Annotated in this window: 11 protein-coding genes; 5 read left to right on the top strand and 6 right to left on the bottom strand. The window is 45.7% G+C overall.

Features of this window, described 5'->3' with window-relative positions:
* Positions 1-21: 21 nt before the first annotated feature.
* Entirely contained in the window at positions 22-2,112 is a 2,091-nt protein-coding gene (locus LJ740_RS18690; protein ID WP_229530654.1) for an Ig-like domain-containing protein, read from the bottom strand.
* A gap of 321 nt (positions 2,113-2,433) precedes the next feature.
* Between LJ740_RS18690 and LJ740_RS18685 the strand changes: the two genes are divergently transcribed.
* Positions 2,434-3,033 carry a TetR/AcrR family transcriptional regulator gene (locus tag LJ740_RS18685; protein WP_229530653.1) on the top strand — a complete coding sequence of 200 codons (600 nt, stop codon included), beginning with the start codon at positions 2,434-2,436 and terminating at the stop codon, positions 3,031-3,033.
* A gap of 193 nt (positions 3,034-3,226) precedes the next feature.
* Here the strand turns inward: LJ740_RS18685 and LJ740_RS18680 are convergent, their stop codons facing one another.
* Entirely contained in the window at positions 3,227-4,441 is a 1,215-nt protein-coding gene (locus LJ740_RS18680; protein ID WP_339389294.1) for a DUF445 domain-containing protein, read from the bottom strand.
* Positions 4,442-4,710: 269 nt separating this feature from the next.
* Here LJ740_RS18680 and LJ740_RS18675 point away from each other — a divergent pair, with 269 nt between their 5' ends.
* Positions 4,711-6,189: a DUF3336 domain-containing protein gene (locus LJ740_RS18675; protein WP_229530651.1), complete on the top strand. Its 1,479-nt coding sequence runs from the start codon at positions 4,711-4,713 to the stop codon at positions 6,187-6,189.
* 23 nt (positions 6,190-6,212) lie between these two features.
* Here the strand turns inward: LJ740_RS18675 and LJ740_RS18670 are convergent, their stop codons facing one another.
* Complete coding sequence (locus LJ740_RS18670; RefSeq protein WP_229530650.1) at positions 6,213-7,166, bottom strand: LysR family transcriptional regulator; 954 nt, start codon at positions 7,164-7,166, stop codon at positions 6,213-6,215.
* Between the two features lie 126 nt (positions 7,167-7,292).
* Between LJ740_RS18670 and LJ740_RS18665 the strand changes: the two genes are divergently transcribed.
* From LJ740_RS18665 to LJ740_RS18655, 3 genes are all read left to right on the top strand, one after another.
* Entirely contained in the window at positions 7,293-8,531 is a 1,239-nt protein-coding gene (locus LJ740_RS18665) for an efflux RND transporter periplasmic adaptor subunit (protein ID WP_229530649.1), read from the top strand.
* 1 nt (position 8,532) lies between these two features.
* Entirely contained in the window at positions 8,533-11,703 is a 3,171-nt protein-coding gene (locus tag LJ740_RS18660) for an efflux RND transporter permease subunit (RefSeq protein ID WP_229530648.1), read from the top strand.
* Positions 11,704-11,949: 246 nt separating this feature from the next.
* Positions 11,950-12,933, top strand: a complete 984-nt coding sequence (locus LJ740_RS18655) for a transposase (protein ID WP_229530647.1) — start codon at positions 11,950-11,952, stop codon at positions 12,931-12,933.
* A gap of 334 nt (positions 12,934-13,267) precedes the next feature.
* On the opposite strand, the gene LJ740_RS18650 is transcribed toward LJ740_RS18655, so the two are convergent.
* The 3 genes from LJ740_RS18650 to fadR all read right to left on the bottom strand — a co-directional run bounded on the left by LJ740_RS18650 (position 13,268) and on the right by fadR (position 15,180).
* Positions 13,268-13,807: a hypothetical protein gene (locus tag LJ740_RS18650; protein ID WP_229530646.1), complete on the bottom strand. Its 540-nt coding sequence runs from the start codon at positions 13,805-13,807 to the stop codon at positions 13,268-13,270.
* Between the two features lie 71 nt (positions 13,808-13,878).
* Positions 13,879-14,232: a phasin family protein gene (locus tag LJ740_RS18645; protein ID WP_229530645.1), complete on the bottom strand. Its 354-nt coding sequence runs from the start codon at positions 14,230-14,232 to the stop codon at positions 13,879-13,881.
* Between the two features lie 222 nt (positions 14,233-14,454).
* The gene (gene fadR, locus LJ740_RS18640) at positions 14,455-15,180 is read right to left on the bottom strand and encodes a fatty acid metabolism transcriptional regulator FadR (protein WP_229530644.1); all 726 of its coding nucleotides are present in this window, start codon (positions 15,178-15,180) and stop codon (positions 14,455-14,457) included.
* Positions 15,181-15,513 lie beyond the last annotated feature (333 nt).

The following is a 15,513-nucleotide window of genomic DNA, read 5'->3' as shown; positions in this document are numbered from 1 at the left end:
TTTTAATCTCTTGTGCTCGATTTATTGGGATATTTGAATAGCTTCACTAAAAACGCTATTGCCCAGGTCATCATAAGCTTCCACAATGAACCAGTAGCGACTTACAACATGTTCGACCGCAAAATCATTTATCGAGTAACTTGTTTCGCCGGTCAAAATAATGAAGGGTTTTTCATTGTCTCTCCAATACAGAATGCGGTAATCACCTCTTCCTTCCACGTGATCCCATTCTAAATCAATGCTATTGCCGTTTAAGTGTGCCGATAAGGTCGGCCTCACCAAAACAAGGGATTCACCCGGTTCTCCTGGTTCTCCCGGTTCTCTTGGTTCTCCCGGTTCTCCCGGTTCACCCGGTTCTCCCGGTTCTCCCGGTTCTCCCGGTTCACCCGGTTCTCCCGGTTCTCCTGGTTCGCCGGGCTCTCCTGGTTCTATGCCAGTGAAATTAGGTTCCTCTCCTAAAATTTCAGTTAAGGCCAATAAATCTCGCTGCGGCGCCTGCTCATCTAAAGTTAACTGAGCAATAGCCCACTGCATTGCCCCAGCGTTATCATGCCCACCATAAATAACTGAACCGGTAGCTCCGTTTGAATTCGCAGGCGGCACAAATACCAAAGTCTGGTACTCTTCAAAAAAGGACATCGACCCGATTGTCAAATCATCAAAATAATTCAGCCATATTTGGTCTCCCAAATTAGCGTCGGTGTCGTTCTCCAGGAACTCTGAGGCATGGATATATGAAATGTCACTACCAGATAAAATAAGATGATCATTTCTCAATACTGGTGGGGTGTTTTCTTCAACATGAATGGTAACCTGTCCCCAGGCCATACTTCCCAAGGGATCGGATATCCCGTAAACGAAGCTGGCCACTCCGGACATATTTTCCGCAGGCGTAAAAGTCACCGTTTCATCATTAGTATTCAGAACGACCGATCCCGAATTCTCGGTGACATGCTCTAATGGAATGCCGTTTTGTACCAAATCGTCGACATAGGTAACCTCGAGATAATCACCAATGTTAGGATCAGAATCGTTATTAAGCAGACTCTCAAAGCTGATTATTAGCGGTGTGTTTAACTGAGTACTAAATTCGTCATCCTGAACTATCGGTTCTTCATTTTCACTTATCGCTACCGTTACATGGGCCCACCCCAGCCCACCATATTGGTCTGTCACGCCATACGTAAACATTGCGCTTCCGGTGACGTTGTGACCGGGTGTGTACATTATCGACCCCGCAAGCATATCCAATGACACTGTGCCTGCATTTGGATCGCCATACTCCACAGGAATGCCATTTTCGATCAAGTCATCGATATAATTCACTGTCAGGATATCGCCAGTATTTGGATCAGAATCGTTCATCAAAAGTGATTGAACGCTAATCTCTATAGGGACATTTCTGGAAGTCACAAATTCATCATTAACGACAGTCGGCGCATTATTGCTATTGATGTTTATGGTTACTCTGGCGCTGACTGCACTGCTAAGACCGTAATTGTCAGTAATTCGATAGGTGAAACCAGCAGTACCGTAAAAGTCCTGAGATGGTGAAAAATGTATCTCACCTAAATCCTCTCTTCTTTGGATTTGTCCCCCGTTAACTTCGTTAATGTCAATGATTTCAATAATTTGTTCAGGATCATGCTCAATATCATTGTCGAGGAGCTCAATCACCGATATACGTAATTCAGTATTCCTAGGGGTTTCCAAAACATCGTCAACGGGCACTGGTGCTGAGTTGGGGGCAACATCGATGAGTACCATTCCTAATGCAGATTCCCCATTCATGCCAAACACTTCATATCGGAAAGTCGCCGTTCCGGTAAACCCTTCGTCAGGAGTAAAAACAATCGTACCCGACGCTTCGTTTTTGTTAACCAGCCCATGTTCAGCATCACCAACCCATTCGATGTTAAGCATTTCCTCATCAGAGCTTTTTTCATCATTAGTCAATAAATCCGAACTGTACAAAGTTAAAGGATAGTTAAACGTTGTACTGAAACTATCTTCATGAGCCACTGGTGGAGCAGCCAATGCGTCCCCCATTGACAATAGCCCCAGTATTGAAGCCCCCAACATCTGATTTCTGCGAGGCTGTTTTTTATTCATTAGCGTTATCTCCGAACATGAGGTGTCCTCTCGATTACAATTGAGTACCGTTAAATGACTGTTAAATATATTGAATTTTGAAGAATCGATATTCACCCGAGAGTATTAATCGACTTGCCGACATCGTGAGTGAATATCATTTCTGTATGCCTCACGCATTTTTAGACACATGTGTATAAATATATATAGGATTAGCTGACTGTCAACTGATAAATACCCGCAGCTTTGAATACCTGCGTATATAAATTCATGCTTACCATTACATTTATGTTAAATTCACAGGTTAGACGAACAATCCTACAGTTGAAGAAAGAAGGTTTAGTGAACAAACGCGGCAGACCAGTAACTTTTGACAGAGAAGAAATTTTAGAAATTGCATTAAATTTGTTTTGGGAAAAAAGCTTTATGTCTCTATCCCTCAAAGAGATAGCAAAAGAAACAGGCCTAACCAGAGCAAGTCTCTACAATACTTTCGGCAATAAAGACGTCTTGTTTTTAGAAGTGTTGCGACTTTACATACGTTCAAGTCCAGAGTACGCATTATTTGATATTAAGCAGGGCGAAAAAATAGGACCGCTACTACTCCGGGTTATGACAGAAGCGTCCTCCAGATACTCTTTTGAGGGTAAAAATCGGGGGTGTTTGGCTGCGACTTGTTTCAACGAACTACTCGACAGGAATGATACTCTTGGGCACGAAATGAAAAAGATCTTTGAAGATTTCAAAGTGCAGCTAACAAAGGTGATGCAACAGGCCATAGATCAAAAAGAACTGCCCCAGGACACCGATCCTAAAATTGCTGCCTATTTACTCTTTGTTTATATGAATGGCATTAGCATCTTTTCAAAATCAGATACAAACAACGAGCAGTTGCGAACTATGGCAGCAGGCTTTCTGACAAGGCTTGGCTTTGAGTTATAACTCAAACTGTATAATTGCAAGTGTATGTTCGCAGTTCAGTTGCGAAAAAAACAACTTTTTGTGAACCAGCCTCAATGATGCTGTTGGCTCCATCGCAGTAAAGGCAAGTCTACAGATCACGTTATTAATACGAGTATTCTTGATAACTGCACAGTCAGCGCTATTTGGAATTCAAATAACAAAACCCCGGATATTAACCCTGGTTAAAAATAAAGTAGATTTGGAAGAATCCGGCCGCCATACCCAGTACTGCGCCGGTCACAATTAGTTTCCATTCATCAGCCTGATAGGCAGGCCGTAATACGCCTTCAAACTCCTCCGGCGATAGCGCCTGCATTTTTTCACATAAATCATCGCCAATACGCAAAGCACCATGCGCATATTCATAGGCGTACAACATGTATTTGCCGGTATTATCGAACAGCCTGCGGGCCGCAAGTTGTTTCATCCGGTAATAGTTTGCGGAGCCCACGCCTAACGCAAAGTATGGTTGCGTAATAGAGACATAACGTTCAATTGCGTCGTTAACGTGTAATTCGATGAGTTCCAGAAGATTATCTGAACCCGAGCCATGTAATACGATGTCGGTGATGTTTTCCGAATTCATCACTTTTTTATCGACAATCTCAGCATACACTCTGGCAACTTCTTCCTGGCGTTTTAAAAACATGCCCTGAAGTGTAAACGGACCTATTTTGATGGGATTTTTAGGTTCAAATATGATTTTGATAGCGATCCAGTTAGTAGCATATCCCACAACCAGGCCTCCCAAGGGCAGGATCCACCACAAGGGATAGAAATGCCAAAAAATCATCGTTGGTATGCCAAATAAAAAGCCAAAGTAAAATCCCGACTTTTCAATAAATGGAAATTCTTTTTCTCCGGCACTGAGAAAAATTTCATTGATGAGTTTGGGGTTATTTACCAACTGCGTCACCACCAACTCTTTAATATCCAAAATCTCTGTGACATTGTGCTTAAAGTCGCTGATGATTTTGCGCACCACATTGGGAATGTCCATCTCTATGCGGGCATACACCAGGTTTTTACCTTGCGCCGGCAATCCTGCCCAGGCCGTGGGTGCAGCTTCCTGCATCACATCATTCACGATTTTTCGGATAACCTGCTTGAGACGTCGGTGAATGTTTTTACTGATTTCGTCGGGATCCAGACGATCGGCAATCTCCTGAACACTGAGCAACTTACCCAGCACCAGTTCCACCTCAATTTCCGCCATTTCACGGCGCTTCATAGGAATAAGCCCTTGCCAGCCAAATATAGGTTTAATGCCGATGAACTCTATCGGATAAAACATCATTTTTACCGCAAGAAAGTTTGTAAACCATCCAACAACTGCGCTGATAAGGGGGATCAGCAGAAGCATAAAGTGTTCCTGGACGAATTCCATCATGGGTATATGACTGTTTAATATTGTTTTTATTGAGCTTGAGCGACAGGCTAACGATTGGGATTAGAATGGTCAATCTAAAAACCATTTTTTGCCGTACAGAATGTAAAATAGACCTTATACAGCATTTAACGGTTAGCATTTTTACCGGATTTTAGAGGCACTTTCTGGCTTGTTAACCGATTTTTAACGAAATTTACGGATTTGGTAGCCTTTTCTAAAATTATTAGTTTATATTGGTGCAATATCGAAGTAGTAGATCGAGATTTATGCAAAGACCACTGACGCTGGGTAAAATTGAAGAAGCCATTGAGCATGCATCTTCTTATCAGGAGTACAAAGAGGCCTGCCTGGCACATGATGCGCTTTCGGGGGCTGATGAATGGAAAGCCAAAGACCGAGATCGCGGCTATGATTATCGCCTGATACGCAAACGCGTTGAACGACTTAAGTTCGCCCGCCAGCACGGCGATCCCGCCGGCCTGATGTCTATTTTACATGAAGGTATCCATGGCAATTTGGGGAATATCGCCAATCCCGAGTTAAATAATTACTGCAAGATCGGTACTAAAAACCTAATTCAGGAATTTCTCGACGAGGTCTGTGAAGCCCTGAGCATGATTTATCATGCCGATGAAAACGATATCGACTTCTACGAAAAACTGTCATTCTTCGAAGAAACTTATTATGCCTTTGGTAAATCCTGCCTAATGCTGAGCGGCGGTGCCGGACTAGGCTTTTTTCACTGCGGTGTAGTAAAAGCGTTGGTGGAAGAAGACTTAATGCCCAACATTATTAGTGGTGCCAGTGCCGGATCGATTATCACCGGGCTGGTAGGCACCCGTACCGACGACGAATTAAAAGACGTTCTTACTGCACAATCAATTTTTGAAAGGTTTCGCAGCTGGTCTGTGTGGCAAGGGCTTGGTAAGGACGGATTGCTGGACAGTACCAATCTGGAAAATGCGCTGATAGAACTGTTTGGTGATATGACCTTTGAAGAAGCTTTCAAAAAGACCGGACGCAAGATCACTATTACCGTGTCACCCGCTGATCTGCACCAATATTCTCGACTGCTGAATCAAAAAACATCGCCAAATGCCATTATCACGATGGCGGTCAGAGCTTCAACCGCTATACCGATGGTGTATTCCCCGGTGCAACTGCGGGCTAAAACAGCCAGTGGTCAAATCGTACCTTACATTCCAAACCGCAAGTTTTGCGATGGCTCTATCATGGCCGATATGCCGTTTCAGCGTCTGGCAAGACTTTATGGTGTAAACCACAGTATTGTTAGTCAAACAAATCCGATCGCCGTGCCCTTTTTATCCCGCAACAAAAAACATTCTCACGATTGGTACTCTATTACCAAGCGCCACCTGTTTAATCTGGCGAAAGTGAACAGCATTTACGCCTTTGATATGGTTGAAAACGCCATAGATAACCGAGCCTTAAAACTGGGAATTCACAAAGTAAGATCAATCATAGAACAGCAATACGTGGGCGATATCAACATCTTGCCGCAACGCAGTGTTCGCAATATCGCCAAGATTTTCTCCAATCCAACGGTTGGCGCAATTCAGGATCTCATAGACAGCGCGGAACGCGCAACCTGGCCACAAATGGACAACATCAGACGCAACACTCAGATAAGCAAAACCTTCAGAAAATACAACAAACTACTGAAAAAGCGCGAGCAGCAACTACTGTCTGGTCAATCCGGATTGCGGCTGGTAAAAGCGGGCTAATCGCGCTGTTCTGCGCGACAGATTTACGCCGCTTTTGCCCCGCAAAAGCGCTTTTTAAGCTCTTCAAAATGCCGTTCAGCGTGTGACTTTATCATGTGACTAACATGATGCCGTAACCAACATAAGCCACCGTCTTTTTCCTGACGTTTATGCCAATGGTTACAAAGTTGAGCCCCCTGAATTTCCACCGGCGTTTTAGTAACGGCCAGCTTACCGCTAAAAATAGCCTTTTCTAAAGCCGTTGGTGGCACCACCGAAATTAAATCGCTCTCGGCAATCAAATCGGCCACCGCTGAAAAGTGATTCACCGTCATAGCAATACGACGTTTCAGGCCATGCTGTGCTAATACCTGATCGGTATATCCGGTTACGTCACCGGATAAAGACACCAACAAATGCTCTGCAGCCGCAAATTCTTCAACGGTCAGGTTTGCCTTAGCCAGTGGATGTCCGGGGCGCATGATGCATACGTATTTAGGCGTATACAGATACTCGGTTCTGATAATGGAGGGGTCGCCACTGGTAATAGTGCCAATTACTAAGTCCACTTCAGCATCAACCAACACCTGTTCCCCGTTAACGATAGTATATGGAATAGCATGAATATTGATACCCGGCGCTTCGGTTTCAATAATTTTTCTCAGTGGTTTCCAGACTATATCCACCATGGCGTCAGCTACTGCCAGTCGGAATGTTCGATTCGAGGTGGCGGGATTAAAGTTTTCCGGGGCAACGGCGTTACCCAAAACCTGCAGGGGCTCGCGAATTTGTGACCAAAGATTGCGGGCGTACAAGGTCGGATTGATAGATCGCCCTTCCTTGATAAGCAATTCGTCTTTCCACACCACCCGCATTCTGGATACCGCATTTGATACCGCAGGCTGGGTCATCGACAAGCGTTCAGCTGCACGGGTTATCGAGCCTTCTGTCATAATGGCATCGAAAACCATCAATAAATTCAGTTCCTGATTTCGCATCACTGTTCTCCCGGCAATCGCCAAAAGCATCACAAAAATAAATGTATTGCATACAATCTTATAATTATTTTTATTTTAAGTATAGACCCATAATGCGCCGGTCAGAATTTGTTGAGGAGCATTATCATGACTGTTAGCAACTGGATAAAAGTCACTGTCGCATTAACCACCGCTGCTGTTGTCAGCGCCTGCGGCACTCACGCACAAGAAAACACCGCACCACCGGCACCCTCCGTTTCGGTGGCCGAGGTGATTGAACACCGTCTTACCGAGTGGGATGAATTTACCGGGCGACTGGAAGCACCGCAAAACGTAGAATTGCGACCTCGTGTTTCTGGTTATATTGACATTGTAGCCTTTGAAGAAGGCGATATTGTTACCGCCGGAGAGCCGTTGTTTTTTATCGAAAACAAACCCTTTAAAGCTGAAGTTCGCCGATTGGAAGCGGAGCTGATGAACGCTCATGCGCAAAAAGAGTTGGCGATTTCAGAAGCCAAACGCGCTGAAAATCTGTTGGCTAAAAACGCCATTTCTGAGGAAATTGCAGATTCACGCCGCGCGCAATTAAAACAAGCCACAGCGCGAGTCAGTTCAGTGGACGCCGCGCTGGAATTGGCGCGCCTGAATTTGAGCTATACACGCGTTGAAGCGCCAATTTCTGGCCGGGTTTCCCGTGCCACCTTTACCAAAGGAAACTACGTAACAGCTGGTCAGTCTGTCCTGACTAACCTGGCATCGACTGACAAAGTTTACGCTTACTTTGACGCCGATGAACAAACCTATTTGCATTATGTCAAATTGGCCAGAGAAGGTAGCAGACCCAGCTCCAGAGAGCATGAAAATCTGGTGTTAATGGGGCTGGCCTCCGACAAAGATTACCCTTACCAGGGGCACATCGACTTTCTGGACAACAGAGTGAATCCCAGCAGCGGAACAATCCGTGGCAGAGCCGTGTTCGACAATGATGGACAGTTTATTCCTGGACTATTTGCCAGACTCAAGCTGGTAGGAAGCGCCAGCTATAACGGTATTTTAATTGATGACAAAGCCATTGGAACCGACCTGAGCAACAAGTTTGTTTTGGTGTTAGACAATGACAATAAAGTCCAATACCGTGCCGTGACTCTGGGTGAGAAAGTCAATGGTTTGCGGATAATCAAATCGGGCCTGCAAGCGGGTGAACGTATTGTCGTTAATGGCCTGCAGCGAGTTCGCCCTGGTTCAGCGGTGACGCCTGAAGAAGTGCCAATGGCCGAACAAGCCAAACTGCAATCTTTGCAAGTTATGCAACAAATTATTGATGAAAACCGACAGCGCCCAACTCTGGCGCAACAGCAACAAGACACTGTTGTGATTGGGGGTTAACATGAATTTGTCACAATTTTTTATTCATCGGCCCATCTTCAGTGGCGTATTGTCACTGCTGATTTTTATCGCCGGTGCACTATCGGTGTGGCAGTTACCCATTACCGAATACCCTGACGTAGTGCCGCCAACCGTGGTGGTAACTGCCAATTACCCCGGCGCCAACCCGAAAGTTATTGCGGAAACGGTAGCCTCGCCGCTGGAACAGGAGATTAACGGCGTAGAAGACATGCTCTACATGTCTTCTCAGGCGACTGCCGATGGCAGAATGACGCTTACTGTTACCTTTGCCATAGGCACAGACCCCGACAGAGCGACGACCCTGGTGCAAAACCGTGTTGACCGCGCCCTGCCCCGGCTGCCTCAGGAAGTACAACGTCTGGGTGTGGTTACGGAAAAATCGTCACCCGACCTGACAATGGTGGTGCACTTAACCTCACCTGATGATCGCTATGACATGCTGTATTTGAGCAACTATGCACGGTTAAAAGTCAAAGACGAATTAGCCCGAATTGAAGGTGTGGGCAGTGTTCGCTTGTTTGGCGCAGGCGAATACAGTATGCGAGTGTGGCTGGACCCGGATAAAGTTGCAGCGCTGAACCTCAATCCCGGTGATATTGTGGCTGCAATTCGCGAACAAAACCAGCAAGCCGCCGCCGGAACATTAGGCTCACAACCTACCGGAGAAAATGAGTTCCAGTTGTTGATCAACTTAAAAGGCCGTCTGGCCAATGAGCAGGAATTCGAAGAGATTATTATCAAAACCAGTGAAACCGGGGCTATTACGCGTCTCAGCGACGTAGCGCGTATTGAGTTGGGTGCCAATAGTTACTCATTGCGTTCACTGCTGAACAATAAGCCAGCTGTGGCGTTACCTGTCTTTCAGGCTCCAGGCTCAAATGCTATTCAAATTTCTGATGACGTGCGTGCCCGTATGGCCGAGCTGAAGCAAAGCTTCCCTGACGGTGTGGATTACAGCATTGTTTATGATCCAACCGTTTTCGTCAGAGGCTCCATCAAAGCAGTAGTAAACACACTACTGGAAGCCGTGCTGCTGGTCGTATTAGTGGTTGTACTATTTTTGCAAACCTGGCGCGCGTCGATTATTCCTCTTGCTGCCGTGCCTGTGTCTTTGGTAGGTACTTTTGCCATGATGCAGATGCTCGGGTTTTCGTTAAATGCGCTCTCACTGTTTGGTTTGGTACTGGCGATAGGCATTGTAGTGGATGATGCCATCGTGGTGGTGGAAAATGTCGAACGAAACATTGAAGAAGGATTATCTCCTGTCGATGCCACCAAACAGGCCATGAAAGAGGTGACCGGTCCCATAGTAGCGACGACACTGGTTTTAATGGCGGTATTTATTCCAACAGCGTTTATGTCCGGTTTAACCGGCCAATTTTACAAACAGTTTGCCCTGACTATTACCATATCAACCATCATATCAGCGATTAATTCACTGACACTAAGCCCTGCCCTGTCGGCTTTATTGTTAAAGCCGCACAATGCCCCGAAAGACTGGTTAACCAGGGCGATGGATAAGTTATTGCAACGATTTGTGTTTGTACCTTTCAATCGTGTATTTGACCGTGGCTCTGCTGCATATACCAATGGTATTGGCAAACTGATCCGCTTGAGTAGTATCATCTTACTGTTGTACGGCGGCTTATTGGCACTGACCTGGCAACAATTCAACGACACTCCTACGGGTTATGTACCGGGTCAGGATAAGATGTATCTGGTGTCTTTTGCACAACTGCCCGATGCCGCATCCCTGGAGCGTACAGAAGCGGTTATTAAGGAGATGTCTGACATCGCTTTACAACACCCAGGTGTGGTTTCTGCGGTGGCCTTTCCGGGCCTCAACATTAACGGTTTTACCAATAGTTCCAGTAGCGGTATCGTTTTTGTTACCCTGGATGAGTTTGAAAACCGCCAAAGTGCAGAACTATCTGCGAATGCTATTGCAGGTTCACTCAACCAGAAGTTTGCGTCTATTCAGGAAGCGTTTATAGCGATTTTCCCACCGCCCCCTGTTCAGGGACTGGGCACCATTGGTGGCTTTAAACTGCAGATCGAAGACAGAGCAAACCTGGGTTACGAAGAGCTGTATCAGGTTACCCAACAGGTAATGCAAAAAGCCTGGGCGGCCCCTGAACTCACCGGTGTATTCAGTAGTTACCAGGTCAACGTACCGCAACTCGATGTAGACCTTGATCGCACCAAAGCTAAAAGCCAGGGTGTGAATATCGATGAAGTGTTTACTACGATGCAGGCTTACCTGGGCTCTCTTTATGTCAACGACTTTAATCAGTTTGGCCGAACCTATCAGGTAAATGTTCAGGCAGATGAAAACTTCCGCCAGGAACCGGAACAAATCAGACAAATAAAAGTGCGCAATGCTTTAGGCGAGATGATTCCATTGGGTTCTTTCATTGATGTCCAGCAAAGTGCCGGTCCTGACAGAGTCATGCGATACAACGGATTCACCAGTGCCGAAATTAATGGCGCCCCTGCACCGGGTTACAGCTCAGGTCAGGCACAGGCAAAAATTGAACAAATTCTGGCTGACACATTACCCCTGGGAATGGACTATGAGTGGACCGATCTCACCTACCAGCAAATACTGGCCGGTGATACCGCAATGCTGGTTTTCCCGCTAGTTGTACTGTTGGTGTTTCTGGTACTGGCTGCACAATATGAAAGCTTCAGTTTACCTATGGCGATCATACTAATTGTGCCCATGACACTGCTTTCAGCGATGACCGGTGTGATCATCTCCGGCGGTGACAATAATATTTTCACACAAATTGGCTTTATCGTACTGGTAGGTTTGGCGACGAAAAACGCCATTCTGATAGTGGAATTTGCCAAGGAATTAGAAGATCGCGGCATGACCACACTTCAGGCCATCAAAGAAGCCGGCAGATTGCGTCTGCGCCCAATCCTGATGACTTCCATCGCGTTTATTATGGGTGTCTTGCCAATGGTACTGTCTACCGGAGCGGGGGCAGAAATGCGTCAGGCGATGGGCGTAGCAGTATTCTCAGGCATGATCGGAGTGACCGTTTTTGGGCTGATTCTTACACCGGTATTTTACAAGCTGGTGCAACGGAAAAAGGCCGAATCAAACCCGGTAGCAGAACCAACAGAGCAGGTAAACCCCGCTTAACTCCTCACTTTTCGGAACCCCTGCTGTTCGCACCCCTATCTCCTCAACGGAGCAGCGGGTGGTTCCACCTCTAATCAATTAACGTAATTAATGGGACAGCCATCATAAATTGTCCTGACAGCCACCATAAATTGTCCTGACAGCCATCAATACTTCAGGCATCAAAACTGTACTTAGGTACAGTTTTCAAACTCAGCGAGTTGTGCAAAATAGAAGCAGTTCTTATCAGACTCAGGAGGAGTCCAGATGCCAAAAGCCAGGAAGGCGCAAATCAGCCTTGAAGATACCCCCTATTACCATTGTGTTTCCCGCTGTGTGCGCAGGGCCTATTTGTGTGGTCAGGACAAACTCACCGGTATCAGCTATGAACACCGCCGTCAGTGGGTTCAGGACCGGATTCATTTTTTATCTCAGACATTCGCCATTGATGTCTGTGCCTATGCCGTGATGAGCAACCACACTCACCTTGTTTTACACATCCATAAAGCCTTGTCAGACAGCTGGGATACTGAAGAAGTGATTCACCGCTGGCACCGGTTACACAAAGGTACATTGCTGAGTCATCAGTTCCTGAACCCTGTGCAGCGACAACACATGCCTGAATCTCAAATGGCTACCCTTGAGGAAACCATTGAAGTCTGGCGACAACGACTCACCGATATCAGCTGGTTTATGCGCTCGTTAAACGAATACATTGCCAGAGAGGCCAACAGGGAAGATGAGTGTACGGGTCGCTTCTGGGAGGGACGTTTTAAATCCCAGGCTTTACTGGATGAAGCGGCACTTGCTGCCTGCATGGCGTATGTGGATTTAAACCCAATCAGGGCCGGTATTGCCAAAACGCCGGAACAATCTGACCATACCAGTATTCAGTATCGCATCAATGCTGCCAGAGCAGGTAAAACGCCGCAATACCTGACACCTTTTGTCGGAAGTCACAACGATGACAGGCCCCACGGCCTGCCATTTCAATTAGCCGATTACCTGGCACTGGTGGATATCACCGGCAGAGCCATTGCGCCGGATAAAAGAGGGGCAATTGACGGTTCTGTACCCGCGATGCTGCAGCGCATCAACATTACACCGATGCAATGGCAGGAGCTCACCACCCAATTTGAGGATTGTTTTCACCACGCCGCGGGCAGTGAGTCTTATCTGGAGGCCTACCGGCATCGACACAAACTAAAACGGCTCAGAGATATAAACAGTGCGATAAAATTATTGGGCTAAACCAACATTAATTAATCGCTTTCAATAGATTGAGTCTCCACAATGGGCCCGGCTTTGCCTTAATTCTGATTTCGATATGCTTCAGCGAGCAATTTTCTGGGGCACAAATTCAAATTAGATAATCACCCGCCCAAAAACTTTAATCTCAGCAAAATAATCCACCAAAACCCCGAATGAACAGCAAAACGGATTAAAGCGTTATATCAAATTTGTTTGAGACAAATTAAGCTGGGTGTCTTGTAAAAAAGATGGGTGTCTTGGGGAGAAGAAACAAAAAACCCTCCGCGTAGGGAGGGTTGCAGGAATTATCCACAATGAGCTAATGGATAATCTACTACTCAGTGTCTGTTTTGCTGTTGGTTGTCTTCTTTGTCGTTGTACGACGAGCAGCCGGCTTTGCTGCAGCCTTTGAAGACGTAGCTCTGGCAGTAGTCGCTCTGGGTTTACGCGTTGTAGTTCGCTTTGCAGCAGGCTTAGATGTAGGTGCAGCTGCGCCCTGAGTGTCACTCGCTGGCTTCGTAGCTACTTTTTTTGCCTGTTCGGTTTTAACCGATAGCGTCGCTACGATCTCAGTCAAAGCATCAACCTTCGCGGCCAAACGTACAATCTTGTCCTGTTTGCTTTCCTTGTTTAGACCCAACTTTTCACGCAATTCGAGTATTTTCTCGTCTTGCTGAAAACCAGTCTGCAATTTAGTTTTAATATCACCTTCGATTGTCGCACCTTTGGCAAGCACGCCATTCACCAGGGAATTTGTTCCTTCGAACAACTCGTCCATTTTTTTAACTGCGTATTCTTTACCAACTAAACACGCCCCCAAACCCGCTAACCAAAACTGACGGCCAGCCTTTTCTACGTTCTTAACAGTACTCATGAAACACTCCCGTCTTTTTTGGGTAAGCAAAACAGATCTGGCGGAGACACTGTCTCCGCCAGGAGATTTAATTACTTAGCAGACAGCTTAGCAACTACGTCAGTCAAAGCATCAATTTTGGCAGACAATTCAGCAATCTTGTCTTCGTCAGACTGCTTGTCTAAACCCAACTTTTTGCGAACTTCAGCAACACGAGCTTCGATGTTAGCTTTTTCTTTGAACTTACCTTTAGCTTCGGTTTCTAAAGCTTCGCCTTTGTTTACCAGGTCTTCGAATACTTTAGTTGCTTCAGTATTCATTTTTTCAAAGTTGCTTTGAACTTCGTCCAGGCTCTTACCGTAAGCACCCAGACCCGCTAACCAGATCTTGCGCGCAAATTCTTCAGCATCGTTTACTTTTGATTTAATGTTTTCAAGTTTAGTCATTTGTTGAATCCTCAGTTTGTGGTTGATTCGTTATTTGATGTTGCACAGTTTAAGGACATATTTTAGAAATCGCATACTAAACCCCTGAAGATCCCTGAAGACACCCTAGCTATTTGTTTTAATTAAATTTTCAAAGAGAATACGCGAAAAAGTATAGAGGCAAAAAAGAGGATTTAGAAAGGTTTGCCTAAAACTCAATGCGAGTTTTAGGCATTATAGCAACTAGTCGACTAAACCAGCGGGCAAATCATTGCGAACTTCAGCCCACAACTTGCCGCTATCAATACCGTATTGACGCACTACTGCCGGAACACCTTCAAAGTCGGCATTTTTAGCCAATTCCAGAAGTTGTGAATAGTAATTAAGCGCGATCTCTCTGGCCTTTGGTCTGTCAAAGTAAAAGCCACCTATGCGGGAGTATAAACCTTTAAACCCATTCATCATAAGAACATACACTTTATTATCAGACGCTAACGCCAGGTCATGGGTTAACTGATAATCCAGAATAGCGAAAGACTTGCCATCACCAGCCATAATCTCTTCAGACCGGCGCAAATGAGGTTCAAGTAACGCCACAACCTTGTCACTGGCATTCTTAATCGCAGCGCGGATAAAGAGGTTGGTTACATTGGTTCTTGCCGCCAACAAATCATCCACCAATTTGGGGATGCCATCTTCATTTAGCCTTGCCAGCGCCTCCAATATGTTGAGTCCACAGGTTTCCCAAAAATCATTGACGCGCGTAGGTTTGCCGTGCTGAATCGTCAACCAACCGTCTCTGGCAAGACGTTGTAATACTTCTCTTAAGGTTGTGCGGGTTACGCCAATTAACTCTGATAATTCTCTCTCGGCCGGCAAAATTGTGCCGGGTGGAAAACGTCCACTCCATATTGATTCAACAATGTATTCTTCTGCGAACCCTGCCGGGCTTTGCGCTTTGTAAATCATTCAGCTCGCTCACTAATTATTATTATGGCGTTTATTACCAACCGGTTATCAGTTAACCGACCAAATCATGAATTAAATAATGTTGCTCATTTTAGATTCATTTGAACCGGAAGGCGTTGTTTTCCCTGGCGCCTGATACAGGTTATACCAGTTAATATGCTAAAGCTAACAATGAATGCACAGCGAATCAACATGCAATTTAAGTAAACCACCCAAAACCCCCATATTTCGCAGTGATTAGCCCTGCCCTGTAGAAAATTTGTGCGCTATTTACCGGGTTATACAGAAAGCGAAAATTCACACTTTTTGTTTAAAAACCAGCTAATTAAACAT

The sequence above is a fragment of the Planctobacterium marinum genome, assembly GCF_020687805.1.
GTDB lineage: Bacteria > Pseudomonadota > Gammaproteobacteria > Enterobacterales > Alteromonadaceae > Planctobacterium > Planctobacterium marinum.
Note: the sequence above shows the minus strand (reverse complement) of the source record. Positions and strands in the feature narration are given on the sequence as shown.

Coding starts and splice junctions, on each gene's coding strand:
- LJ740_RS18690 (WP_229530654.1), bottom strand. CDS start 2,112: ATGAATAAAAAACAGCCTCGCAGAAATCAGATGTTGGGGGCTTCAATA.
- LJ740_RS18680 (WP_339389294.1), bottom strand. CDS start 4,441: ATGGAATTCGTCCAGGAACACTTTATGCTTCTGCTGATCCCCCTTATC.
- LJ740_RS18675 (WP_229530651.1), top strand. CDS start 4,711: ATGCAAAGACCACTGACGCTGGGTAAAATTGAAGAAGCCATTGAGCAT.
- LJ740_RS18670 (WP_229530650.1), bottom strand. CDS start 7,166: ATGCGAAATCAGGAACTGAATTTATTGATGGTTTTCGATGCCATTATG.
- LJ740_RS18665 (WP_229530649.1), top strand. CDS start 7,293: ATGACTGTTAGCAACTGGATAAAAGTCACTGTCGCATTAACCACCGCT.
- LJ740_RS18660 (WP_229530648.1), top strand. CDS start 8,533: ATGAATTTGTCACAATTTTTTATTCATCGGCCCATCTTCAGTGGCGTA.
- LJ740_RS18655 (WP_229530647.1), top strand. CDS start 11,950: ATGCCAAAAGCCAGGAAGGCGCAAATCAGCCTTGAAGATACCCCCTAT.
- LJ740_RS18650 (WP_229530646.1), bottom strand. CDS start 13,807: ATGAGTACTGTTAAGAACGTAGAAAAGGCTGGCCGTCAGTTTTGGTTA.
- LJ740_RS18645 (WP_229530645.1), bottom strand. CDS start 14,232: ATGACTAAACTTGAAAACATTAAATCAAAAGTAAACGATGCTGAAGAA.
- fadR (WP_229530644.1), bottom strand. CDS start 15,180: ATGATTTACAAAGCGCAAAGCCCGGCAGGGTTCGCAGAAGAATACATT.